Source organism: Chryseobacterium sp. YR221 (genome assembly GCF_900176315.1).
GTDB lineage: Bacteria > Bacteroidota > Bacteroidia > Flavobacteriales > Weeksellaceae > Chryseobacterium > Chryseobacterium rhizosphaerae.
Genome location: NZ_FWXM01000001.1, coordinates 1,097,986 through 1,120,886, shown reverse-complemented (window position 1 = coordinate 1,120,886; position 22,901 = coordinate 1,097,986). Strand labels below are relative to the sequence as shown.

The window sequence follows — 22,901 nt, the reverse complement described above, 5'->3', positions numbered from 1 at the left end:
CCTTCCTATAAAATAAGGATCAGAAAAGTAGGAAACGTAAACAGCAGTCAGTATGCTACCTTGAATGTGGAATGGGTTGACAGTATATCTGAAACTAAAGAGTACAATAAATCTGTAGGGGGAATCCGGGTAGAAAAAATAAAGAACAGCGATGGCAATACGTTGGCTTACGAAACTGAGTTTATTTATAAAGATGCAAATGGCAAATCCACCGGAAAATATATGGGGGATGATATAGACTATTCTTATATCCAGGAAGTGGCAGAGGATAAGGTGGCAGGATACAGCTGTGAACAGATGGTGATCAGCAATACCGGAAACTTCAATATTGCCACCATCAATGGAAAGCCTACAGTGTATGATAAAGTGACAACCAGGGTCAAAAATATCAGTAATGCAGCAGAAAGTTACGAAACTACAGATGAATACATGAATCTTAGTCATACCAATGCTAAAAATGCCAGAAGCCCCATATTCACTTATGCCAACAATCAGTTTGCCCGTGGAATTTTAATCGGACGAAATTATTATGATTCTCAGAAGAAGATGCTGAAAAAAGATACTATCACTTATGATTTTGATAATCATTTCAACAGTCTTTCCAATGATTATAGTGCAGGATTTCCAACTCTTCCGATAAGGCCTTATGTGATTGGAATTAAAGCAATCGCTGCTAATTTTACAACGTTTACGGTTAACCGATATGAAATATCATCTGCCTGGGTAAAGAAGAAAATGATGAAAACCACTAATTATTTAACCAATAGTAGCAACGGTATTGATGAGATTACCAATTATACTTATGATACCAATTATAAGCATACCAATCCGATGATGATAGATGTTGAAACTTCTGGTTCCAGCCAACAGACTTTGTATCAGTATGCTCATGAAAAAGGTAACCAGAAGCTGATCAATGCCAATATGATTGGTATTCCTTTGCAAACGGCTGTTACAAAGAAGCAGAATGCAAGTGATCCTACCGGGAAAATGATTTCAAAAACAGAAACCAGATATGATAATCCTGCAACGTTGTTTCCTACTTCGGTAGTTTCCTATGGAATTGATACAGGAGTTCAATCTACGGAAGTTACCTATGATCAGTATGATGCCACAGGTAATCTGCAGCAGTACACTATAAACGGTATGCCTCCAACAGCAGTGATTTGGGGTTATAACAATACCAAACCTATTGCAAAAATAGAAGGCGTGACTTATGCCCAGGTATCACCCGCAATCAGTGCTATCGTCAATGCTTCCGATACGGACAATGCAGCAGGCTCCAATAATGATGAAACCGCTTTATTAAATGCATTAAAAACATTCAGGACTCAGTTTCCTAATTCCCCGGTCACTACCTATACCTATGACCCGCTGGTGGGAGTCAGAAGCATTACTCCGCCAACAGGAATCACAGAGTTTTATACTTATGATTCGGTAGGAAGGCTGATAAAAGTAGCTGATGCGAATGGAAAGGTAGTAAAGGAAATGAAGTACAACTATAAAAACTAAGAACGATGAAAAAGATAATAATCCCCATAGGAGTACTGCTAACAGGTAGTTTACAGGCACAGCTTGCCCCGTTACCTAATACAGAAAACTATATCCAGGCTAAAACCTATCTCGATTATAATGGAGCTACGGCTACAAAATCTGCTGAAATGGTTCAGTATTTTGACGGATTGGGAAGACCCAAACAGGTCGTTAATGTGAAAGCTTCACCACAAGGAAAGGATGTAGTGACCTATTTTGAATATGACGGCTTTGGAAGACAGGTAAAAGAGTATTTACCCGTTCCCCAGTCTCAAACCCTGAATGGTGCTATTGTTCCTAATCCTTTAGCTAATGTGACCAATACGCCTTATGGTTCAGAAAAGATATTTTCAGAGAAAGTATTGGAAAACTCGCCCTTAAACAGAACCCAACAGCAGATCCAGGTGGGTAATGACTGGGCTGGTAAGCCTGTAAAGTTTGATTATGAAGCCAATACAGCAGCTGATGCTGTAAAAATGTTTATGCCTTCTACTACATGGGAAAATGCAGCTACCAAAAGTGAACTTCCATCGTCAACAGGAATCTATTCCGAGTCTAAGCTCTATAAAAATACGGTGACCGATGAAGACGGAAGCAAAACCATAGAATTTAAAAACGGGAAAGGACAGGTCATTCTGGTAAGAAAACTAATTAATGCCACAGAAAAGGCAGACACTTATTATGTATATAATGAATATGACCAGCTGGCTTTTGTGATTCCTCCCACAGCCTCCATTCTTGCCGATGTGAATCCCGCACTCAATGAGCTGTGCTATCAATACCGTTATGACGAGAAAAACCGTCTGGTAGAAAAGAAGCTTCCGGGAAAAGGTTGGGAATATATGGTGTATGATAAAGCGGACAGGTTAATTATGACACAGGATGCTAATATGCATGAGAAAGGTAAATGGATGATTACTAAATATGATCCATTCGGGAGAGTAGCCTATACAGGGATCATTACAGCAGGAAGCAGAGCCAGTATGCAATCTCAGGCAGGAAATCTTGTAATAACAGAGGCTAGAAGCAGTACGGGATTTACCAAAAGTGGGATGCAGGTTCTGTACAATAATGGATATTTTATTGATATTGAAACCATTTTAAGTGTCAATTATTATGACACTTACCCTGCAGGATCTCCACCCGTTACCAATGCATTTTCTCAGCCTCTTCTCACGGATAACGCTACTCAGGAACGCTCCACAATGGGACTTCCTTTAGCTACCTACGTCAAGAATATAGAGGATGACCAATGGACTAAAATCTTTACCTGGTATGATACCAAAGGAAGAGTCATAGGAACAAGAAGCAATAACCATCTTGGGGGTTACACGGTGCTAAACCATAAACTTGATTTTGCAGGAACAATCCTTCAAACCAATACCTACCATAGAAGACTAGCTGCTGATCCAGAGCGAGTGCTACGGGAGGTATTTACATATGATCTTCAAAATAGAGTGTTAACAGTGACGCATCAGGTCAATGGCAATCCTATTGAGATCCTGGCTCAGAATACCTACAACGAGCTCTCTCAGCTCAGCAATAAAAAAGTAGGAAATAACCTTCAAAGTATTGATTACGATTATAATATCATGGGCTGGATGACCGATATTAATAAAAGCCAAATGCCTGTTGCTGATTTAGGCGGAAAATTATTTGCTTATAAAATTAAATACAACCAGAGAGAAGGTATCGAAAACCCTGATCCTGCACAATTTCCCGGAAAGAATGTAAAACCACAATACAACGGAAATATTACAGAAGTAGACTGGAGGTCTGTACGGAGTATCGGAGCTAACCCACCCATTACTCCCAAAAGGTATGGATATGCTTATGATGGTTTGAACAGGCTAAGTGCGGGGTATTATCAGAATCCCAATAATCCGAACAGTAAAGAAAATATAGAATCTTTAGCTTATGATTTAAACGGAAATATTACCAATCTTTACAGAACTTCAGTAGTTAAAGCAGGAATAAATACGGCAACGGTTATTGATAACCTTACCTATACCTATTCAGGAAACAGGGTTACCCATATTAAGGATAGTACCAATAATCAGGCAGGATATGAAGGCGGAGGAAATACAATTAGCTATGACCTCAATGGCAATATGAAAGATATGCAGGATAAACAGATTGCAGGAATTGGTTATAACCATTTGAATTTACCCAATTCAATAACCCGGGGTCCTAATTATAATATGAATTACCTGTACCGGGCTGACGGAGTAAAATTGCATAAAAGAATCATTGAATCGAATGACGGTATTAACGGAATAGTAACGGTTACTACCAATACTGATTATTTAGATGGATTTCAGTACAGTCGGATGGAAACAACAGGAGGCGGTTCACCTGGCGGAGGGGGTACCGGAGAGGAAGAACCTGCCGCTTTTGCCATGTCTCCCATGAGAAAAGCAATGGAAATAGAGGCGTTTTCCGTAGAAGGAAAGGGTTCTCTAATACCCGTTAAAACTGTAGACTTACGATTCTTTCCCACTGCAGAAGGATTTTATGATTACGAAAAAGATCAGTATATTTACCAATATAAAGATCATCTAGGAAATGTAAGGGTTTCTTACGGAAGAAACAGCGCAGGCGCTCTTGAAATTACAGATTCCAATGATTATTACCCTTTCGGAATGAGTCATTTAAATACCGGAGCAGCTTTCTTTGGACCGAGTACATATAAAAATTACAAGTACAACGGCAAGGAATTGCAGGAAACTGGCATGTATGATTATGGAGCTAGAATGTATATGGCAGATATTGGAAGATGGGGTGTGGTGGATCCGCTGGCGGAAACTTCTAGACGTTGGTCGCCTTATAATTATGCATATAATAATCCTATAAGTTTCATAGATCCAGACGGAAGAGAAGGGAAAGGATGGATTGAACAATTTAGCTTAGGTAGTGGTACATCTTACACCTATGACCCGAATGTTAATACAAAAGCAGAGGCAGAGGCGGCTGGATATGATGGTGTAAGTAATGTGTATGAAAGTGCTACTATTAATGGAAAAACGACTCTTGGTGGGGTTGAAATAAATCATTACTCTTATTCTTTGGCATCTAACGGATCAGTATATGATACTCAAGGAAATTCAATTAATTCTGATTTTTCTACGGAAGCAGGTACCGGTATTGGCAATGTGCAGCCAGGATTTGGTGGATTAGGGTTTAATGATGGACCAATTAAAATGATGGGAGGCGCAGGTGATCCACTTGGAGTTCTTGAAGGTGCAGGAATTGCTTTGTCAGGTAGCGGTAATTCTGATGCAAACTCTCTTCTAGCTGTTTTAATGATAACAAGAGGAGATGGAAAAGGTGCATTAAATCTTTTAAATGTAGAGAAGGGTGCTCTTAATTTAAATAAACAGGGAAATTTGACGGATGGCATCTTTACTGTTTCTAAAGATGCCATGTTGAAACATAAAGTCGATTTAGGGATAGGTGGGAAAAGTATTTTTTACCCAACAATAAACGCTGATGCGGCTGTATTGAAAGCAGCTCAGTATGCAGAAAAAAATAACCTTTGGATTAATGGAGGAACTAAAGCTAAAGTTCCTGTATTAAATACAAATGTTGGAACATTAGGAAATGGTCAGCCGACTAATTTTATAAATGTTTACAAAAATTCAAATAATTTGATACATGGATCACCTGGAACACCAAAATAATTCAAAATTATGAACATAACAACTTTTATAGAAAAAGCAATAAATTTAAAAGTAAATTGGAAACACTATGACTTTTTTGATGCTATAGATGAATTAACTAAATTTTTTAATGTAAGTTATGAAGCTGATGTAGAAAAAATTGCTGTAATTGAAATTAAAGATAATGTTGTCGGATATCTATATGTTAATCATCCATTATTTTTCATAGAAAATATATATTCTACTCAAGTAAAAACAATTCTAGATAAGTATGATTATATACAGTACATAAATGTAGATTCTATTAACCACGAATACTTATCTGTAGATAAAGTTTTGTATGATAAATATTTTGATTACATGGATAATACTAATAATTTTTCGGCCCAAGATTTTTATTTTAATAACATAACTTAGTTGTAAACATTTATCATGAGTAGTCATGAAAGATAATATTAAAAAAAACTTTTACTACCGCACGATTGCAACGTGTGGCAGATAGTAATAAAACCTCGTAATTTGCGAGGTTTTACATTTTAAAGTGATTGATTTGCATTCTAAACAGAACTCTAATATAGTAATGTTTTTAAGTTTATTATTGGGCGTTATGAAATATTTATATTTACCAATACATAGGCCAGTTGGGGAAATGTAAGGGTTTCTTACGGAAGAAACAGCGTAGGAGCTCTTGAAATTACAGATTCCAATGATTATTACCCTTTCGGAATGAGTCATTTAAATACCGGAGCAGCTTTCTTTGGACCGAGTACATATAAAAATTACAAGTACAACGGCAAGGAATTGCAGTAAACTGGCATGTATGATTATGGAGCTAGAATGTATATGGCAGATATTGGAAGATGGGGTGTGGTGGATCCATTGGCGGAGAAGATGAGAAGATGGTCACCGTACAACTATGCATTTAATAATCCTTTGAGGTATATTGACCCAGATGGAAGACAAGGTACTGACATCTATAAATTAGATAAATCTGGAAATCTCACTTGGATGGCAGAATCTAAAACAGATGTTATTTATGCTGAAAAGAATTTTGATAAAAACGGAAATCTTAAAGCAGACAATGATGGAGGTGTTGAAGTTGGTGAAAAAGGTTATGTTAAAAATAACTCTCAGGAAAAACATTAAGTTCACCGATTACAGATAATGAAGGTAATAGTAGTGGCAAACTATCTACATTAAGTTTCCATAATAATGAATCAAAAGCATCAGAAGTTGCAGAGTATTTTTACAATAATACGAATGTAGAAACAGCAAATTCTACTTATAAATCGTCTACTTCGGGTAATAATTTTTCTGTAATATCAACTTATCATTTACCCAGTACCTCTCCGCTCGATCCTAAAGGAACGGGATATATGTCTAATTTTTCAGTAGGAGGCGATAACTTTTTTCAAAGTAGCTTAACAGCACAGGATCATAACCATCCTCCTGATTATCAGATATCACCTAGTGGATTTAATTATGGAGCAAAAGGTTTTAAAGTAAATACCTTTGATTGTGATATTGGTAAAAATTGTGATATTAATGTAGCAAGAGCTCATGATAATATCAAGCTTAGAGTATACTCAACTGTTTAAAAAAAAATATATTAAATATGATGGATCCAGCGCAAAAATTGAATAGAATAATATTTTTATGTATTATATCGTTTGCAACTTTAAGTTGCTCAGCACAAAAAATAAATGTTAATAATATTGTTGATACTTATATTGATTATTATTCTCAAAAAAATAAAATTTTTACTCCTGGTAAAACATATCTGCAATTAGGTATTAATAATGAACAGGAGAATCCCAAAGAAAAAAATATCCATATAAATAATAATTGTTTCGACTGTATGGGAAAAATCGATGAAAAAAATTCGATAATTGAATATAAAGGCTATAAAGTCGTTATCTATGCAGATAATGATGAAAATAAAAATATTTTGTTATTAAATTTTAAAAATACAAAAAGAACAAGCAGTTTCTTTCTAAATAATATTAATAATAATGTAATAAATGACGTTGGAAGTTGGACATTCAATTATAATGAAAATGCAAAAGTATCTTTTTTCTGCAATAGTAATCCTATGAAAAATATGAAAGAGGATATGAAAGAAATTAAACAAAAGTTAGGTATACAGAATGTTAAAGATTGTGTATCAGCTCTATTAAATGATAATAAATGAAATATACTCTCTGCTGACTTGAACGCTTGGTCTTATGAATAAACTAAAAACCATTGCACATGCAATGGTTTTATAATTTTCAATCTAAACTATTATATTTACCAGTACAAGGATCATCTTGGAAATACCCTGGTAAGTTTTGAAAAAAACAGCGCAGATGTTCTTGAAGTAACCGATACCAACAACTATTATCCATTCGGAATGAGTCATTTAAATACCGGAGCAGCTTTCTTTGGACCGAGTACATATAAAAATTATAAGTACAACGGCAAGGAGTTGCAAGAGACGGGGATGTATGATTATGGAGCGAGGATGTATATGGCAGATATTGGAAGATGGGGAGTTGTAGATCCACTGGCGGAGAAATATCAAGATTTATCTCCATTTCGTTATAGTTTTAATAACCCTATTAATTTTGTTGATCCTGTTGGTTTAACAGAAGAAGATCCACCTAATAAAAAAGGAATAAAAGAAACAGCAATTGAGGAAGTTGTAATTACTGTAAAAAGAACAAGTAATTGGGTACAAAGAAATATAATAAATCCTATTTCTGGATTTATTAGAAATGATGAACATAAGAAACAACCTCAAGTTCTTACTCCAATTAATACTTTTTGGTCACATTTTTATCAAAGAGAATGGTCAGACCCTAATGACGGACTTACATATATTGTAGCTAGAGATGGTAAGATATCGCATATTAAGCCTATAGGTAGTGCTGGACCACTTGAATACATTAGTGGTGCTGGAGAATTAAAATATTTATTGGCAAGTAAAGAAGCTTTAGAGGCTTTCAAATCAACGGAAATAGCTGCTCAAAATACAGAGAAAGTACAAAAACTAGCTAAACTAATGAAAGAGGGAGATATCAGTATTTATGGTGAAAAAATTGTTGTTTATTTAAAAGATGGTGAAAGGTATATACTAGATGGGCATCATAGGATACAAGCTGCAATACAAGAAAACAAAACTTTAGAAGTTATTGAAGTTACAGGACAAAAAGCAATGCAAATGTTTAAAGACAAAGTAAAACAAATTGATAGTGGATTATTCAAATAAAAATATAGGTACGAAGAAATTACTAGAAGAGTATTTAATTTTCATAATAAATTTTGAGAGTGCGTTAAAAAAAGAGTATGATATTCCAAAAGATATAAATATTTGGAGTCATATGGTTGAACGAAAGTATGAAAAGGGGACCGTTGCTACATATAACTATATATGCCATGGCTCAGGATTTACAGTAGAGAAAAATGGAATCATTTGTGAATATGACAAAGCTCCTTTAAATGAATATGATATCAAATTTTCTTTTTGGAAATTTAAAAACTTTATTGAAACTAATCATATGCAAACAATTATAGATGATAGTATGTTAAAGAAAGATTTATCCGATTTGATTACTGCGAATATTGTGAGCTGGTTAATTACAGATGGAATTAATTGGAATATTTACCAAACAAATTTCACAGCTTTGCAAAGTTTATAATTTTGAGCTGCTATAACAAAACCTCACAAAAAGTGAGGTTTTTACATTTTAAAATGATTGATTTGCATTCTAAACTGGGAAGTTTATCAAATAATAAACAATACCAATGGTGACAACTGAAGAGGTTTTTACTTTAATTAAAAAAGAACGAAAGTTTCTTGATGATATTAAATCTATACAATTAAAATAAGCACTAGTAATAATTTTAAAAGGGAAAAGCTGATGGGTATTTATAAAATCAGAAATTACAGTGCCATAAGAAACGAGAATGATAATTTATCACAACAAATAGAAATCTTAGTCTCAAGTCTGGAAAAGTGTTTGGATAATAATTTAAGATTCGTAAGTATTTCTGGAGATCAGTATTATAGAATTTTTTACCTAAGTCAAAATTGGGATCAAGTTATTGGATATTTAGAAGGGGAGATTGATGAGAAAGAAAATGTGCTATTCTAAAATAAAATAATGCATTCGTTTATGAAATAATGAGGAGGAATTGAATGAAAATCAAATTATTAATGAATAAAATAAAAGTGTAGATTTGTTTGCTAGCATTTATTATAAAATGTAACATAAAAAAATGAAATATTTATATTCTGTACTCATTTACTTTGTATTCTTCTCTCAGAACATTAACGCTCAGGATAATCCGAAAAAATATATTGAGGAAGCTATTTTGCTTATGAAGCATCATTCCGTCAATAAGGGAAAGGTTGATTGGGATAAGCTTACCTCAGAAGCGATAGGTGCTATAAAAAATAAGAAAACCAATAAAGAAATATATCCGGTCATTAGTAATAGTATTGGTAATTTGGATGACCACCATTCCGGGTTTTATCCTCCTGAAATGGTTCAATCTTATATGAAAACCTATAAACAGTCAGGTCTTGAATTTCCATTTCCTAAAGATAGCCTGATCAACGGAAATATGGGATATATTACATTACCAGCCATTGGAAATCTGAATAATGATGACTGGAACCTTTATGTCAATGATTTTTATAAAAAAATACAATGGTTGGATTCTCAAAAACTTAAAGCATGGATTATTGATCTTCGGGAAAATGATGGGGGAATGTTTTCTCCGATGTTTAAAGCGATTGAACCCTTTCTGGATCAGCAGAATGTAGTAGGATCAAAAGACAGTAATGGTAAGATAAGCTATTACAGAAATAAGGATAAAAATATACTTTTTGATAACACCCTGATTGCCACTATAGATGCTGCTAAAATTAAGCTTAAAAATAAAGATCTACCCATCTTTATATGGGTAAGTAAAAAGACGGCCAGTTCCGGAGAATTTGTTACAGCAGCATTTGTAGGTCAGAAAAATGCTAAAGTAGTTGGAGTCAATACTCAGGGATTAACCTCAGATAATTCAGAATTCAGATTATCTGATGGCGCCATACTGAAACTGACAACAGGGATTTTAATCAACAGAACAGGAGAGGAATATCGTGAAATAGGAAAAGGAATTACCCCGGAAATAAGCGTTAAAGCCAATACCCTGAACAATTATCTGGGTGCCGTCACTGCAAGTCTGCAATAACAGCAATGCATAACAGAGATATCCAACTTCTTTTTCAAAGAAAATCTATAAAAAAAAAAGGTTTAAAAATCATAAAAACAGGATTTTCATCTCCCCGCTCTCCCGCAAATTGACGAGCTCTAAAAAAGGTTGACGAGTTTAATCACTCAAGCTTCGGTTTCAAGGTAAAGTATAAATAATGTCACCAAGCGCATTTTAATTTGTAAATAATGTGAAATGAATGGATTATGTTTTTATATTTGAAAAATATGTATATTGGGAGTACCAAATTAAAGCGTAATCCGAAAAGCATATAGAGTAGGAGAAAAATCAAAAATTAAGACTATGAAAAATCTAAGAAAACTTTCAAAAAGAGAATTGAAAACAGTTCAGGGAGGAATCCCTATGTGTCTGCCAGGATACTTTTGGTGTTCATTTGTAAAAAAATGTATCTCAGTAGGATCACCATGTGGACTTATTGATTAATTTGATTCATGAAAATAAGGTAAAGAACGGGGCTGTCTCAGAAATGGACAGCCTATTTTATGTCCTTTCCACGAATCGATTTAGGAACCAGGAGCGTTAAGAAAATTTGATTGTAATCCGTTAAAAAAATTCCACTGTCTGAGCATGGGTTATAATATAGAACCGAAGCAGAATCGTATGATCCATGGGAGTTTGGAAATTTTAGGAGTACAATCAAATTTTTAGCGGATGATTCCCGTCTTGAATTTTTGTATACTTTTGCTTCAAGGCAAAAGTATAAATGAAATCCTTTATCTGATTCGGAATATGGTTTAAAAATCATAAAAACAGGATTTTCATCTCTCACTGAAAAACCGTATTTTTGTACATCTAAAAGTAAAAGAAAGAATGAATTCCTACAAAAATCCATTGGAAGAGCGCTATTCCAGTGAAGAAATGTTGTTTAATTTCTCACATAACAATAAATTCCGTACCTGGAGAAAGCTTTGGATCGCTTTAGCTGAGATTGAAAAAGACCTTGGTCTTGAGATCACAGATGAGCAGATTGCAGAGTTGAAAGCGAATGCTGAAAATATCGATTATGATAAAGCAGCAGAATACGAAAAGAAATTCCGTCATGATGTAATGGCTCACGTTCACACCTATGGTGATGTGGCGCCTTCAGCAAAGGGAATTATCCATTTGGGAGCTACTTCAGCTTTTGTAGGAGATAATACAGACTTAATTCAGATCCGTGACGGACTTTTGATCTTAAAGAAAAAGTTAGTGAACGTCATGAAAAACTTAGCAGACTTTGCTATTCAGTATAAAGACCTTCCAACATTAGGATTCACACACTTCCAGCCGGCTCAGTTAACGACAGTTGGAAAAAGAGCAACCCTTTGGTTACAGAGTTTGGTTCTTGATATTGAAGAACTTGATTTCTTCCTTGAAACACTTCGTTTCAGAGGGGTAAAAGGAACTACAGGAACTGCTGCCAGTTTCCTTGAGTTATTCAATGGTGATTATTCCAAAGTAAAACACTTAGATAAAGAACTTTCAAAAAGATTCGGTTTTGAGAAAGTTTTTGGTGTTTCAGGACAGACCTATGACAGAAAAATTGATGCTAAAGTAGTGGCTTTATTAGGTAATATCGCTCAGTCTGCCCATAAATTCACTAATGACTTACGTTTACTTCAGAATCTTAAGGAAATTGAAGAGCCATTCGAGAAAAACCAGATCGGTTCATCAGCCATGGCATACAAACGTAACCCGATGAGAAGCGAAAGAATCGGAGCTTTGTCAAAGTATGTAATGTCTTTGACTACAAGTTCTGCCATGGTAGCTTCTACACAATGGTTTGAAAGAACACTGGATGATTCTGCAAACAAGAGATTAACCATTCCACAGGCGTTCTTAGCAGTAGATGCTATTCTACTGATCTGGAACAATATTATGAACGGAATCGTAGTCTATCCAAACAGAATCAATAAACATATCGAAGAAGAACTTCCTTTCATGGCAACAGAATATATTATCATGGAAGAAGTGAAAGCGGGGGGTGACCGTCAGGAAATCCACGAGGTAATCAGAGTTCATTCTATGGAAGCTTCGAAGAAAGTGAAAGAAGAAGGAAAAGAAAATGACCTTATTGAAAGAATCTTAAACGATGATTCTTTAAAATTAGATAAATCAAAATTAAAAGAAGTTTTAGATCCTAAGAACTTTGTCGGTTTTGCACCGATTCAGACGGTAGAATTCATTCAGAATGAAGTTCAGCCGATTCTGGACCAAAATAAAGACTTAATAGGATTGGAGGCTGATCTTAAAGTATAAAGCAGTATGCAGCCTTTCGGGCTGCATATTTTTTTCCTGCCCGTTATATGAAAAAACTACTACTGACCATTTTACTGACACCCATGATTACTTTTTCTCAGGAAAAGGAAGTCTTACGGTATTTTAAATCCAAAGATTCCCTGGTTGGAGTGAAAGATAAAGCAGGGAGAATAATCGTTCCTGCACAGTTCAAAGTCTTTTCCTATCTTAAAGATGGAGATCCCGTAGAAGGAGAAACCATTTTTTTTGATGGGAATAAAGAAGGCGAAAAACCGGAGAAAAATGCTTGGGGAAATGTATATGACAGAAATGGTACATTCCTTTACAAACCTTTCCTTTATGATAATGGAGCGGATTATTTCTCTGAGGGACTAAGAAGATTGGTTAAAAATGGTAAAGTAGGATTTGCAGACCGTAACGGTAAGACCATTATTGAAGCTGAGCATGATTTTGTATCACCTTTTAATTACGGATATGCTGCATTTTGTGACGGCTGCGATTGGGAGAAAACGAATGACGAACACAGATCTATTGTAGGTGGTAAATGGGGAGTGATGAATATCAAAGGACAAACCGTTCAGTCATTGGCAAACCCAACAGCTCAGGATGTTGAAATAGATGGGAAATATTATCCGAACCCATTTCAATACAATGAAAAAGAGAAGAGTATCCTTCAGTTTTTTGAAAAACGGGAGAAAAAACTTTCAGATCTTTATTATGTGAATTTTTACAATAAACTGTCTGAAAATGAAAAGAATCTGTTTTTTGAAATTGTAGAAAGACCAAAAGAAAACTTTCCGTATTATCAGGTAAATACCTATAATCACAGAAAGAAGGACTTGGATATGCTTTATCGTTTCAAGTTTCTGGTCTCAGAAGATGGAAAAGCATTTTATGGGATAGAGGATTTTAATGAAAAGAAGATTCCTTTTGAAAACTGGTTGAAAGCAGAAATAAAAAGCGCAGAAGAATTTCAGAAAGAACATAAGGATAATCCGAATAAATTTATAAACAAATAAATTGGAAATTCCAGGGCTCAAATTTGAAGAAGATAGCCTTATTCCTTTAAATTTGTACGGAATAATGGTTGAAGGAAAAATCTCTTTCAAAATTTTCCAATATAGACGGATTTAAAGAAAAAAACTTTAAATTCTGAAAAAGTAAAAAAGAAAAATAAATCTAATATTAAAATCTGGCATCTAATGTCTAATAACAAAAGAATTTTCGTAGAAAAGAGAGGAATTTTCGATGTGGAAAGTCCAAAAATTTTTGATGAAGTAAAAGCGGTTGTTCCGGCGGTTCAAAGCTTGAAAGTATACAATGTGTATGATATTTTCGGTTTGAATGACGGAGAATTTGAAAAAGTAGTGAATAATACTTTTGTAGACCCTGTTACTGATATTTTACACACAGAAAACCCTGCAAAATCGATTCACTTTGGAATGGAATTTTTACCGGGCCAGTATGATCAGAGAGCAGATTCTGCCCAACAGTGTATTGCATTATTGACAGAAAATGAAAAGTCAAAAGTAAGAAGTGGTAAACTGATCGAGTTTGAAGGAGTTTCTGAAGCTGATCTGGTGAAGATCAAAGACCTTTTGATCAATAAAGTAGAATCTCAGGAAAAAGATCTGTCTGTATTGGATATCCCTGCAGATGAAATACCGTCAAAAGTTTTAATCCACGAAAATTTTATCAATTTTAATGATGCCGAGCTTGAAAGTTTCTATAACAATCATGGTTTTGCACTGGGATTGGATGACTTGAAATTTATTCAGGATTATTTTAAAACAGAACAGAGAAATCCTACAGAAACTGAATTGAAAGTTTTAGACACCTATTGGAGTGACCACTGCCGTCACACTACGTTTGAAACAGAATTGTCAGACATTCAGTTTGAAGGCCAGTTCAAACATACATTGGAAACTATTTTCAATGACTATATCGAAAAAAGAAAATTCTTAGGCCGTGAGCTGAAGCCAATCTCTTTAATGGATCTGGCAACAGTATGCGGTAAATATTTCCATAAGACAGGTAACCTTGATAACCTGGTGATCTCCGATGAGATTAATGCATGTACCATCCAGATTGAAGCCGAATACGACGGTAAAAAAGAACCATGGTATTTGCTGTTCAAAAATGAAACCCATAACCACCCGACAGAGATTGAGCCTTTTGGAGGAGCTTCTACGTGTTTGGGAGGAGCAATCAGAGACCCATTGTCCGGAAGATCTTTTGTATTCCAGGCGATGAGACTGACGGGAGCTGCCGATGTTTTAGAACCGGTAGATAAAACGTTACCAGGGAAATTGCCTCAAAAAACCATTACAAAACAGGCTGCTAACGGATATTCATCATACGGGAACCAGATTGGTTTAGCAACTACCATGGTTTCAGAAATCTATGATGAAGGCTATAAAGCAAAAAGAATGGAAGTTGGTTTCGTTACCGGAGCCGTTCCTGTAGACTGGGTAAGACGTGAAAAACCTGCCAATGGAGATTCTATCATCATTTTAGGAGGTGCAACAGGTCGTGACGGTGTTGGTGGAGCCAGTGGAAGCTCAAAAGAGCAGGATGAAACCTCTATTCACACGATGAGCTCTGAAGTTCAGAAAGGAAATGCTGTTGAAGAACGTAAAATCCAGAGATTATTCAGAAATCAGGAAGTGACAAAGCTGATCAAAAAGTCAAATGACTTTGGAGCAGGAGGAGTTTCCGTGGCTATCGGTGAAATTGCAGACTCTTTAGAGGTGAACCTGGATGTACTACCTTTAAAATATGAAGGATTAAACGGGACAGAACTTGCCATTTCCGAATCTCAGGAAAGAATGGCTGTTGTAGTAGATCCAAAAGATAAAGAACAGTTCATTAAATTCTGTGAAGCGGAGAACATTGTTGCTGTAGAAGTGGCAAAAGTGACCGATTCAGGAAGAATGCAGATGTTCTGGAAAGGAGATAAAATTGTGGACCTTTCAAGAGAATTCCTTGATACCAATGGGTGTTCAAAATCTCAGGAGGTGAAAATTAATCACCTTGAAGAAGTAAAAGAAGAAACTAAGGCTTTTACAGAAGAGAACTTCCTGAATACCCTAAAAGATAAAAACGTAGCCTCTCAAAAAGGATTACTGGAAATGTTTGACTCTTCAGTGGGAGGAACTACAGTAGCAATGCCTTTAGGAGGAAAATATCAGCAGACTTTAATGGAAGGAAGTGTTCAGACACTGCCTATTTTAGGAGCGAAAGATATTAAAACCGTTTCTCTGGCAAGCTGGGGATTTGATGCTGAAATTTCAAAACAAAACTCATTATTGGGAGCATCTTATGCTGTAGTAGAAAGTGTTGCAAAGATTGTGGCTATGGGTGGAGATTATAAGAATATCAGACTTAGTTTCCAGGAATATTTTGAAAAATTAGGGCAAAGCCCTGAAAAGTGGGGGAAACCTTTAGCTTCCCTGTTGGGAGCCTATGACGCTCAGATCAACCTTGGTTTAGCAGCCATCGGAGGGAAAGATTCCATGAGTGGAACCTATCAGGATCTGAATGTTCCGCCTACATTGATCTCTTTTGCTTGTGCTAATGGAGAAAAACAGAATATCATCTCTCCTGAATTGAAAAATGCAGGAAATAAACTGTATTTCTTCAACCATATTCCACAGGAAAGCGGTCTTCCGGACTATAACAGCTTAAAAGAAGTTTTTGAATTTATTTTTGAAAATATCAAAGCCGGGAAAATTGTTTCTGTAAAAACGGTGAAAGAAGGAGGTATCGCAGTAGCTTTAGCAAAAATGAGCTTTGGAAACAGATTGGGTGCTGAAATCAATGCAGATGAAAATGCATTATTAGCAAAAAATATCGGTAGCCTGATCATTGAAGCGAAGGAAGAGCTAAGCTCAGCAACTCTTCAATTGATCGGAGAAGTAAAAGATTCCGGAACGTTAAAGATTAATAATCTTGAATCTGACATCCTGGGTCTTGTGTCTGCTTATACCAATACTTTTGAAAACCTTTTCCCGACTGTAGAAAAAGAAAAAATAACGGTTGAAATAGATGAGCAGTCAAACTCAGTCAACCCAAGAAATATTATCATTAAAAAACACGGAATCGCTCAGCCGAAAGTGTTTGCTCCGGTATTCCCTGGAACCAACTGTGAATATGACACGTTGAATGCATTCCAGAAAGAAGGAGCTGTTGTGAGCAGTTTACCACTGATCAATATCAATCACCAATTGTTGGAAGAAAGTATTGATGCATGGGTGGAAGAGATCAGAACATCACAGATTTTAGCATTCTCAGGAGGGTTCTCCGCAGGTGACGAGCCTGATGGTTCTGCAAAATTCATTGTAAACGTTTTAAAGAACGAGAAGATGAAAAATGCAGTTCATGAATTACTAGACAGAGATGGGATGATCATCGGGATCTGTAACGGATTCCAGGCTTTGGTTAAATCAGGATTGTTACCATATGGAAGAATCAAAGATCTTGATGAAAACTCTCCGACACTGGCTCATAATGCCATCAGAAGACACATTTCTCAGATGGTAACTGTGAAAGTGGTGAATGACGAAAGCCCATGGTTAAAAGGAATGAAAGATCAGGTCTTTACTATTCCTATTTCTCACGGTGAAGGTCGTTTCATGGCTTCAGAAGAAGAAATCAAGAAGCTTTATGAAAACGGACAGGTAGCAACCCAGTACATAGATTTTGATGGAAACATCGCCCATGGTATGCCATTTAACCCGAATAATTCATTATTCGGAATTGAAGGAGTTACCAGCCCATGTGGAAAGATCTACGGAAGAATGGGACACCCGGAACGTTTTACCGATGGCCTCATGAAAAACATACCAACAGCGAATTATCACAATATATTCAAAAACGGTGTTGAATACTTCAAATAACAATACAAGAAAAATGATCGTCATCAATGGCGGTCATTTTTCGTCTTTAGCAGGTTTCTATGAGGAAGTCTCAGATATTCTGATGAGAGGTACCGATTGGAAAGTAGGAACGCTTGATGGGTTTAATGATATCCTGTATGGTGGTTTTGGAGTATTTGAATATCATGAAGAAATAGAAATCGTTTGGAAAGAATCAGAAAAATCAAAAGAAGAACCTGGGCCTGAAAGCAACTCAGGAATTCTACGAAAATAAAATCAGACAGGGAAAGCCTTTTAATATAGAATTGATGCAGCAGAAACTGGAGAATTTGATCGCCGGAAGTGGGCAGACGTTATTTGAAATTTTGGTGGAAATTATAGAGTCGCATGGGGATATTACGTTGAGGTTTGATTGATGAGTTAAGAGTTAAGAGTTAAGAGTTAAGAGTTAAGAGTTAAGAGTTAAGAGTTAAGAGTTAAGAGTTAAGAGTTAAGAGTTAAGAGTTAAGAGTTAAGAGTGGGGAAATGATTGATGGTTTGAATTTTACCCTTAGCTTAATCGAATTAGCAGGTTGATTCTATCTTTGTTTCTTAAAGTCTACGGAATGTATACTAAAGCTTTACGTTAAAAAAACAGCGTGATTTTTAAACCATTAAGAACCGTGACATTCTTAAGATTACATCTGTAATAAAAAAATATCCTGCAGATTTGTCGGATTCGGCAGATTTTATCTTACTTTGAAAAATATTTGAAAAGCTTCTGAGAAGCAAAACCAAAAGAATTAACTGAATGAAGAAAATAGTGTATGGACTGTTCTTTGGGGACAGTATAACATATGGAGAATATGATAGTGTTTTTGGAGGCTGGGTAGATATTTTAAAGAGATATGCCCTGCAAAAATTCCATGAAGGAAACGGTGATGAACTGATTTTATTCAATTTAGGGATCGGTGGCGAAACTACAGAAGGTTTATTGAAGAGAATGCCTGTAGAATTAAGTGCAAGAAATTCAGCTGATGGAAATCTGGTTTTCCTAAGTTACGGAGCTAATGACCTTGCCATAAAAGAAGGAATACAGGTCGTAGAGCCTGAAAAATTCAAAAATAATATCATAGCAGCGGTCCAACAGGCGAAACAGTTTTCCAACGATATATATTTGGTAAGTATTCTTCCGGTTTCTCAAAAAATAGATGGAGTGGTCGTAGGATCAGGAAAGTTGAGAACCAATAGGGAAGTGGTTGCATACAATGAGATCCTGAAAGATATTGCAGCAGAATATTCCCTGGGGTATATTGATTTTTATGCCGCATTGTTTGATGATAAAGAAGTCCTGCTTTCTGCAGACGGAGTTCATCCCAATGAAAAAGGCTACGGAATGATGGCCGAAATTGCAATTCCAGTCATTGAAAAATACTTATAATGCCTCATTTATTTTCTTACGGAACCCTGCAGAAAGAGCAGGTGCAGCTTGAAACATTCGGACGGATTTTACAGGGAGAAAAAGATATACTTTCCGGATATACACTGGGGATGATTGAAGTTACAGATCCTGAGGTAGTACGTAAAAGCGGAGAACAATTTCATCCTGTTTTAGCCCCTTCCGGAAATGAAGAAGACTGTGTAGAAGGAATACTTTTTGAAGTTACAGAAGAAGAAATCCTTCAGGCAGATGAATATGAAGTAGATGATTATAAAAGAATAGAAACCGTTTTCAGATCAGGAAAGAAAGGATTTATTTATGTAGGAAAATAAAACGGTCTGCATTTATCCATAATGAGTGAATTTTTTTAGTAGTTTTAAGCTGCAAAAAAAATTACTATGAAAAATTTAAAAAAAATTAAAAGACAGGAGTTAAAAACTGTAAAAGGTGGAGGAAAACCATCTCTGATTATTTATCCAAAAGATGAAAACGGAAACTGCAGCACTTCACCATATTACTACTATTGTTCAAAATATGATGGCTGTATGACTGGTGAATCATGGGATTACTATTGTACTTTATAAGATAAAAATAATCTAATGAACAGAACGTTTCTGAAAATCAAATACTTTTCAGAAACGTTTTTGTTTAAAAATCAATATCATTCATAGAAACGGGCTTCAGCCCGTTTTTTTAATTAATCCATCGTCATCTGACTTTAGCCAAAACCTAAAAAATACAGCTTGCAGATTACAAAGATTTTTGAAATCTGAGGTAGAGCAAATATGAGTATGAGACCATAGATAAGTTTGAATAATCTATCAAGAACCGATATGATCTATTTCATTTAATTAAGATATTTATTCAATAGAAATGGGCTTCAGCCCATTTTTTTAATTAATCCATCGTCATCTGACTTTAGCCAAAACCTAAAAAATACAGCTTGCAGATTACAAAGATTTTTGAAATCTGAGGTAGAGCATATATGAGTATGAGACCATAGATAAGTTTGAATAATCTATCAAAAACCGATATGATCTATTCATTTAATTAAGATATTTATTCAATAGAAACGGGCTTCAGCCCGTTTTTTTTAAGTAACCCATCTCCATTGGCTTTAGCCAAAACTTAAAATATCCAATCCCTGCTGACATACGGTTGTCACAATCCAACATTATCTTTGATGGACAATAAAAAAATAGTGAAGAGATGAACAATGTACAAACAGAGCCTTGCCAGGTTATCGGTATTGCGGTAAGAACTACCAATGAAAATAACCAGGCCGCTACAGATATCGGGGCATTATGGGGAACGTTTATGAATGAAGGTATTCTGGAGGCTATTCCGAACAAAATGGATACTACGGTTTATTCAATCTATACAGATTACGAAAAAGACCATACAAAGCCTTATACCACACTTCTTGGATGTAGGGTGAACAATCTGGATCATATTCCTGAGGGAATGGTTGGGTATTCTTTTGATGGAGGAAATTATGTGAAATTTACAGTGAGGGGAGATCTTACAAAAAACCTTGTCATCAATCAATGGTTGAAAATCTGGGAAATGGATCTGGGAAGAATTTTTACTGCAGATTTTGAGGTATATGGAGAAAAGGCACAAAATCCATCAGATGCAGAAGTGGATATTTTTATTGCTGTATAATAAAAGCAGGTAAGGAAGCATTGGAATGAAAGAACGGGATATTTCTTAAGTAAAAATATATTTCCAATACACAAGTACCCCAACAATGACTGAAGCTATAGCCAGCAATACAACAGCACCGGCAGCAATATCTTTAATAAAGCCAATTCTTTTATCAAAATCAGGTTGGATGATATCGCAGATCCTTTCAATGGCTGTATTGAAAATTTCAGCACTTAAAACAGCAAAAGAAAGGAAAATAACAATGGCTGCATCGGTGGCGGACAGGTGTAAATAAAAGATGAAAAATAAGTTGGCAAAAAAAGCCAGCAGCTCAATCTGAAAATTTCTCTCCGTTTTGATCATCAAAAAAACTCCACGGAAAGCATTCAGAAAACTTTTATGAAGAGGAGGCTTTTGCATGAGTTGTTACTTTTTTAACAAAGATAGGTTTTGTATTTTGATTGTTGCGGATAATCTGTTATATTTGAGAGTAGATAGTGGCAGTGTGAAAAAACAATTCGTAATAATGTGGGTTTCCCCGTTAATAGTGATGTTTTTAAAAGAATGTAGGGGATGGTACAGCTTGTATTTTTGAAGCGGAAATAAATGCCGGCAGAAATCCATGCATAATGTCAGCTCTGAAAACAGAATGTTGATGTTTGTTAAAAACTCCTAGGGATTATTTTTTTCTTTGTTATATCTATTTATTATATTTGTAGAAACTTATTTTTAAATCTATGAAATTTATTATTTCAAGTGGTGAACTGCAGAAGGCTTTGCAAACTGTAAGTGGCGTAATATCAAGCTCTCAATCGAGACCTATTTTAGAAAATTATCTTTTTGAACTAGACGGAAATAATGTTACCATTACAGCATCTGATGGCGAGACAACTCTTGTTACTTCTTTAGACGTGAAGTCTGATGATACAGGTAAATTTGCTGTTCCTGCTAAAATTTTTCAGGATTTTATCAAGACATATGGCGAACAGCCTTTAACATTTGCCGTAAAGGACAATGCTGAAGGAACCGGAAGCCAGCTTGAGATTTTAGATGAAAAAGACAATTTTGCAGTAGCGTTAGACAATGCGGATGATTATCCGGAATTGCCGGAATTTGATGCTTCTCAGAATGTGACAATGCCAGCGGGAGTATTATCTGAAGCCCTTACCAATACACTTTTTGCAACAAGTAATGATTCCCTTCGTCCGGTAATGACGGGAGTTCTTTTCCAGTTTGGAGAAAATGAAACGAATTTCGTTTCTACAGATTCTCACAGATTGGTTGTGTATAAAAGAACAGACCTGGTGAATGCCGAGCCTATGGAATTCATCATGCCTAAAAAACCTTTGAACATTTTCAAAAATATCCTGGCAAGCTCTAATGAAGACGTTAAAATCGATTTCAATGAGAATATGGCCAAGTTTACTTTTGATAAGCATATCTGGATCTGTAGACTGATCGACGGAAAATATCCAAACTATACAGCGGTAATTCCAAAAGAAAATCCAAATGTACTGACGATCAACAGAAACCTTCTACTTGGAGCTATCAAAAGAGCATCTATCATGTCTAATAAATCAACCAATCAGGTAAGATTTAAACTTTCGGGAAACATCCTTCATCTTCATGCAGAAGATACGGAGTATGCAAACAAAGCAGATATGCAGATTCCTTGTGATTACAACGGGGAAGATATCAATATCGGGTTCAGTTCTAAGTTTTTAACTGAAATGCTGACAATTCTTGGTTCTGATGATGTTACTATGAAAATGTCTCAACCAAACAGACCAGGTATCATTGAACCTCTTGATGGTCTTGAAGAAAACGAAAATATCTTAATGTTATCAATGCCGGTAATCGGATTGTAGAACAAAGATTAAAATACTTTAATAAAAGCCGGAATTTTCCGGCTTTTGTTTTTTATGTACAGACAACATCATAAAGAATATTTCAAAATACCAGTTTAAGAAGGATTAACAAAGTTAATTTTATCTTGGTTTCCTCAAGGTAAAGTATTTGGTTATTATAATGTTATGTTTGATAAAATACTAATTACACAAATTCTTTACACAAAGATCACAAATATGATACTGAAAGATTATCATGTAAACAAACAGTAAAGCAATAAGATTAGAACATAAGCTTAAAAAGGATCAACAAAGTTGATTCCATCTTTGCCGCCTTCAAATATATCATTTGGCTATTAAATCTTTGCGTTTAAGAAAATACTAATTAGGTAAAAGTTACGGATTGAAA

Annotated in this window: 19 protein-coding genes and 1 pseudogene; 19 read left to right on the top strand and 1 reads right to left on the bottom strand. The window is 35.3% G+C overall.

The genetic code is table 11. From position 1 onward, the window contains the following. From B8967_RS22395 to B8967_RS04970, 18 genes and pseudogenes are all read left to right on the top strand, one after another. Positions 1–1,512: pseudogene (locus B8967_RS22395) on the top strand (hypothetical protein); the annotation flags it as partial. A 5-nt stretch (positions 1,513–1,517) separates the two neighbouring features. Continuing rightward, positions 1,518–5,213, top strand: a complete 3,696-nt coding sequence (locus B8967_RS05055; protein WP_084084873.1) for a DUF6443 domain-containing protein — start codon at positions 1,518–1,520, stop codon at positions 5,211–5,213. A gap of 9 nt (positions 5,214–5,222) precedes the next feature. Next, positions 5,223–5,609: a hypothetical protein gene (locus tag B8967_RS05050; protein ID WP_084084871.1), complete on the top strand. Its 387-nt coding sequence runs from the start codon at positions 5,223–5,225 to the stop codon at positions 5,607–5,609. Positions 5,610–6,008: 399 nt separating this feature from the next. Continuing rightward, positions 6,009–6,338 carry an RHS repeat domain-containing protein gene (locus tag B8967_RS05045; protein ID WP_084084869.1) on the top strand — a complete coding sequence of 110 codons (330 nt, stop codon included), beginning with the start codon at positions 6,009–6,011 and terminating at the stop codon, positions 6,336–6,338. Between the two features lie 230 nt (positions 6,339–6,568). Continuing rightward, positions 6,569–6,790, top strand: coding sequence for a hypothetical protein (locus tag B8967_RS05040; RefSeq protein WP_084084867.1), 222 nt, complete (start codon positions 6,569–6,571; stop codon positions 6,788–6,790). Between the two features lie 17 nt (positions 6,791–6,807). After that, a complete protein-coding gene (locus B8967_RS05035; protein WP_084084865.1) occupies positions 6,808–7,383 on the top strand; it encodes a hypothetical protein in 576 nt (191 codons plus the stop codon). Positions 7,384–7,455: 72 nt separating this feature from the next. Next, entirely contained in the window at positions 7,456–8,442 is a 987-nt protein-coding gene (locus B8967_RS05030) for an RHS repeat-associated core domain-containing protein (protein ID WP_143330468.1), read from the top strand. Then, positions 8,426–8,872 (top strand): DUF6896 domain-containing protein, encoded by a 447-nt coding sequence (locus B8967_RS05025; protein WP_143330467.1) that lies wholly within the window; start codon positions 8,426–8,428, stop codon positions 8,870–8,872. Before B8967_RS05030 ends, B8967_RS05025 begins: the two co-directional genes overlap by 17 nt. Before the next feature lie 580 nt (positions 8,873–9,452). After that, positions 9,453–10,421, top strand: a complete 969-nt coding sequence (locus B8967_RS05015; RefSeq protein WP_084084859.1) for a S41 family peptidase — start codon at positions 9,453–9,455, stop codon at positions 10,419–10,421. A gap of 324 nt (positions 10,422–10,745) precedes the next feature. Continuing rightward, positions 10,746–10,886, top strand: coding sequence for a bacteriocin-like protein (locus tag B8967_RS22390; RefSeq protein ID WP_153816321.1), 141 nt, complete (start codon positions 10,746–10,748; stop codon positions 10,884–10,886). 387 nt (positions 10,887–11,273) lie between these two features. Then, positions 11,274–12,701 carry an adenylosuccinate lyase gene (purB, locus tag B8967_RS05005; protein WP_047486165.1) on the top strand — a complete coding sequence of 476 codons (1,428 nt, stop codon included), beginning with the start codon at positions 11,274–11,276 and terminating at the stop codon, positions 12,699–12,701. A 47-nt stretch (positions 12,702–12,748) separates the two neighbouring features. Continuing rightward, a complete protein-coding gene (locus B8967_RS05000) occupies positions 12,749–13,720 on the top strand; it encodes a WG repeat-containing protein (protein ID WP_084084855.1) in 972 nt (323 codons plus the stop codon). Between the two features lie 183 nt (positions 13,721–13,903). After that, the gene (locus tag B8967_RS04995) at positions 13,904–17,599 is read left to right on the top strand and encodes a phosphoribosylformylglycinamidine synthase (protein WP_084084853.1); all 3,696 of its coding nucleotides are present in this window, start codon (positions 13,904–13,906) and stop codon (positions 17,597–17,599) included. Next, positions 17,583–17,852 (top strand): hypothetical protein, encoded by a 270-nt coding sequence (locus B8967_RS04990; protein ID WP_228406040.1) that lies wholly within the window; start codon positions 17,583–17,585, stop codon positions 17,850–17,852. Before B8967_RS04995 ends, B8967_RS04990 begins: the two co-directional genes overlap by 17 nt. 516 nt (positions 17,853–18,368) lie before the next feature. Beyond that, positions 18,369–18,998: an SGNH/GDSL hydrolase family protein gene (locus B8967_RS04985; protein ID WP_084084851.1), complete on the top strand. Its 630-nt coding sequence runs from the start codon at positions 18,369–18,371 to the stop codon at positions 18,996–18,998. Further along, positions 18,998–19,330, top strand: coding sequence for a gamma-glutamylcyclotransferase family protein (locus tag B8967_RS04980; RefSeq protein ID WP_084084849.1), 333 nt, complete (start codon positions 18,998–19,000; stop codon positions 19,328–19,330). Before B8967_RS04985 ends, B8967_RS04980 begins: the two co-directional genes overlap by 1 nt. 66 nt (positions 19,331–19,396) lie before the next feature. Next, positions 19,397–19,582: a bacteriocin-like protein gene (locus B8967_RS04975; RefSeq protein ID WP_047486159.1), complete on the top strand. Its 186-nt coding sequence runs from the start codon at positions 19,397–19,399 to the stop codon at positions 19,580–19,582. A 625-nt stretch (positions 19,583–20,207) separates the two neighbouring features. Further along, positions 20,208–20,663 carry a GyrI-like domain-containing protein gene (locus B8967_RS04970; protein WP_084084847.1) on the top strand — a complete coding sequence of 152 codons (456 nt, stop codon included), beginning with the start codon at positions 20,208–20,210 and terminating at the stop codon, positions 20,661–20,663. A gap of 45 nt (positions 20,664–20,708) precedes the next feature. On the opposite strand, the gene B8967_RS04965 is transcribed toward B8967_RS04970, so the two are convergent. Then, positions 20,709–21,065, bottom strand: coding sequence for a diacylglycerol kinase family protein (locus tag B8967_RS04965; RefSeq protein WP_084084845.1), 357 nt, complete (start codon positions 21,063–21,065; stop codon positions 20,709–20,711). A 317-nt stretch (positions 21,066–21,382) separates the two neighbouring features. On the opposite strand from B8967_RS04965, the gene dnaN reads away from it, so the two are divergent. Continuing rightward, positions 21,383–22,513, top strand: a complete 1,131-nt coding sequence (gene dnaN / locus B8967_RS04960) for a DNA polymerase III subunit beta (protein ID WP_047486155.1) — start codon at positions 21,383–21,385, stop codon at positions 22,511–22,513. Positions 22,514–22,901: the final 388 nt, after the last annotated feature.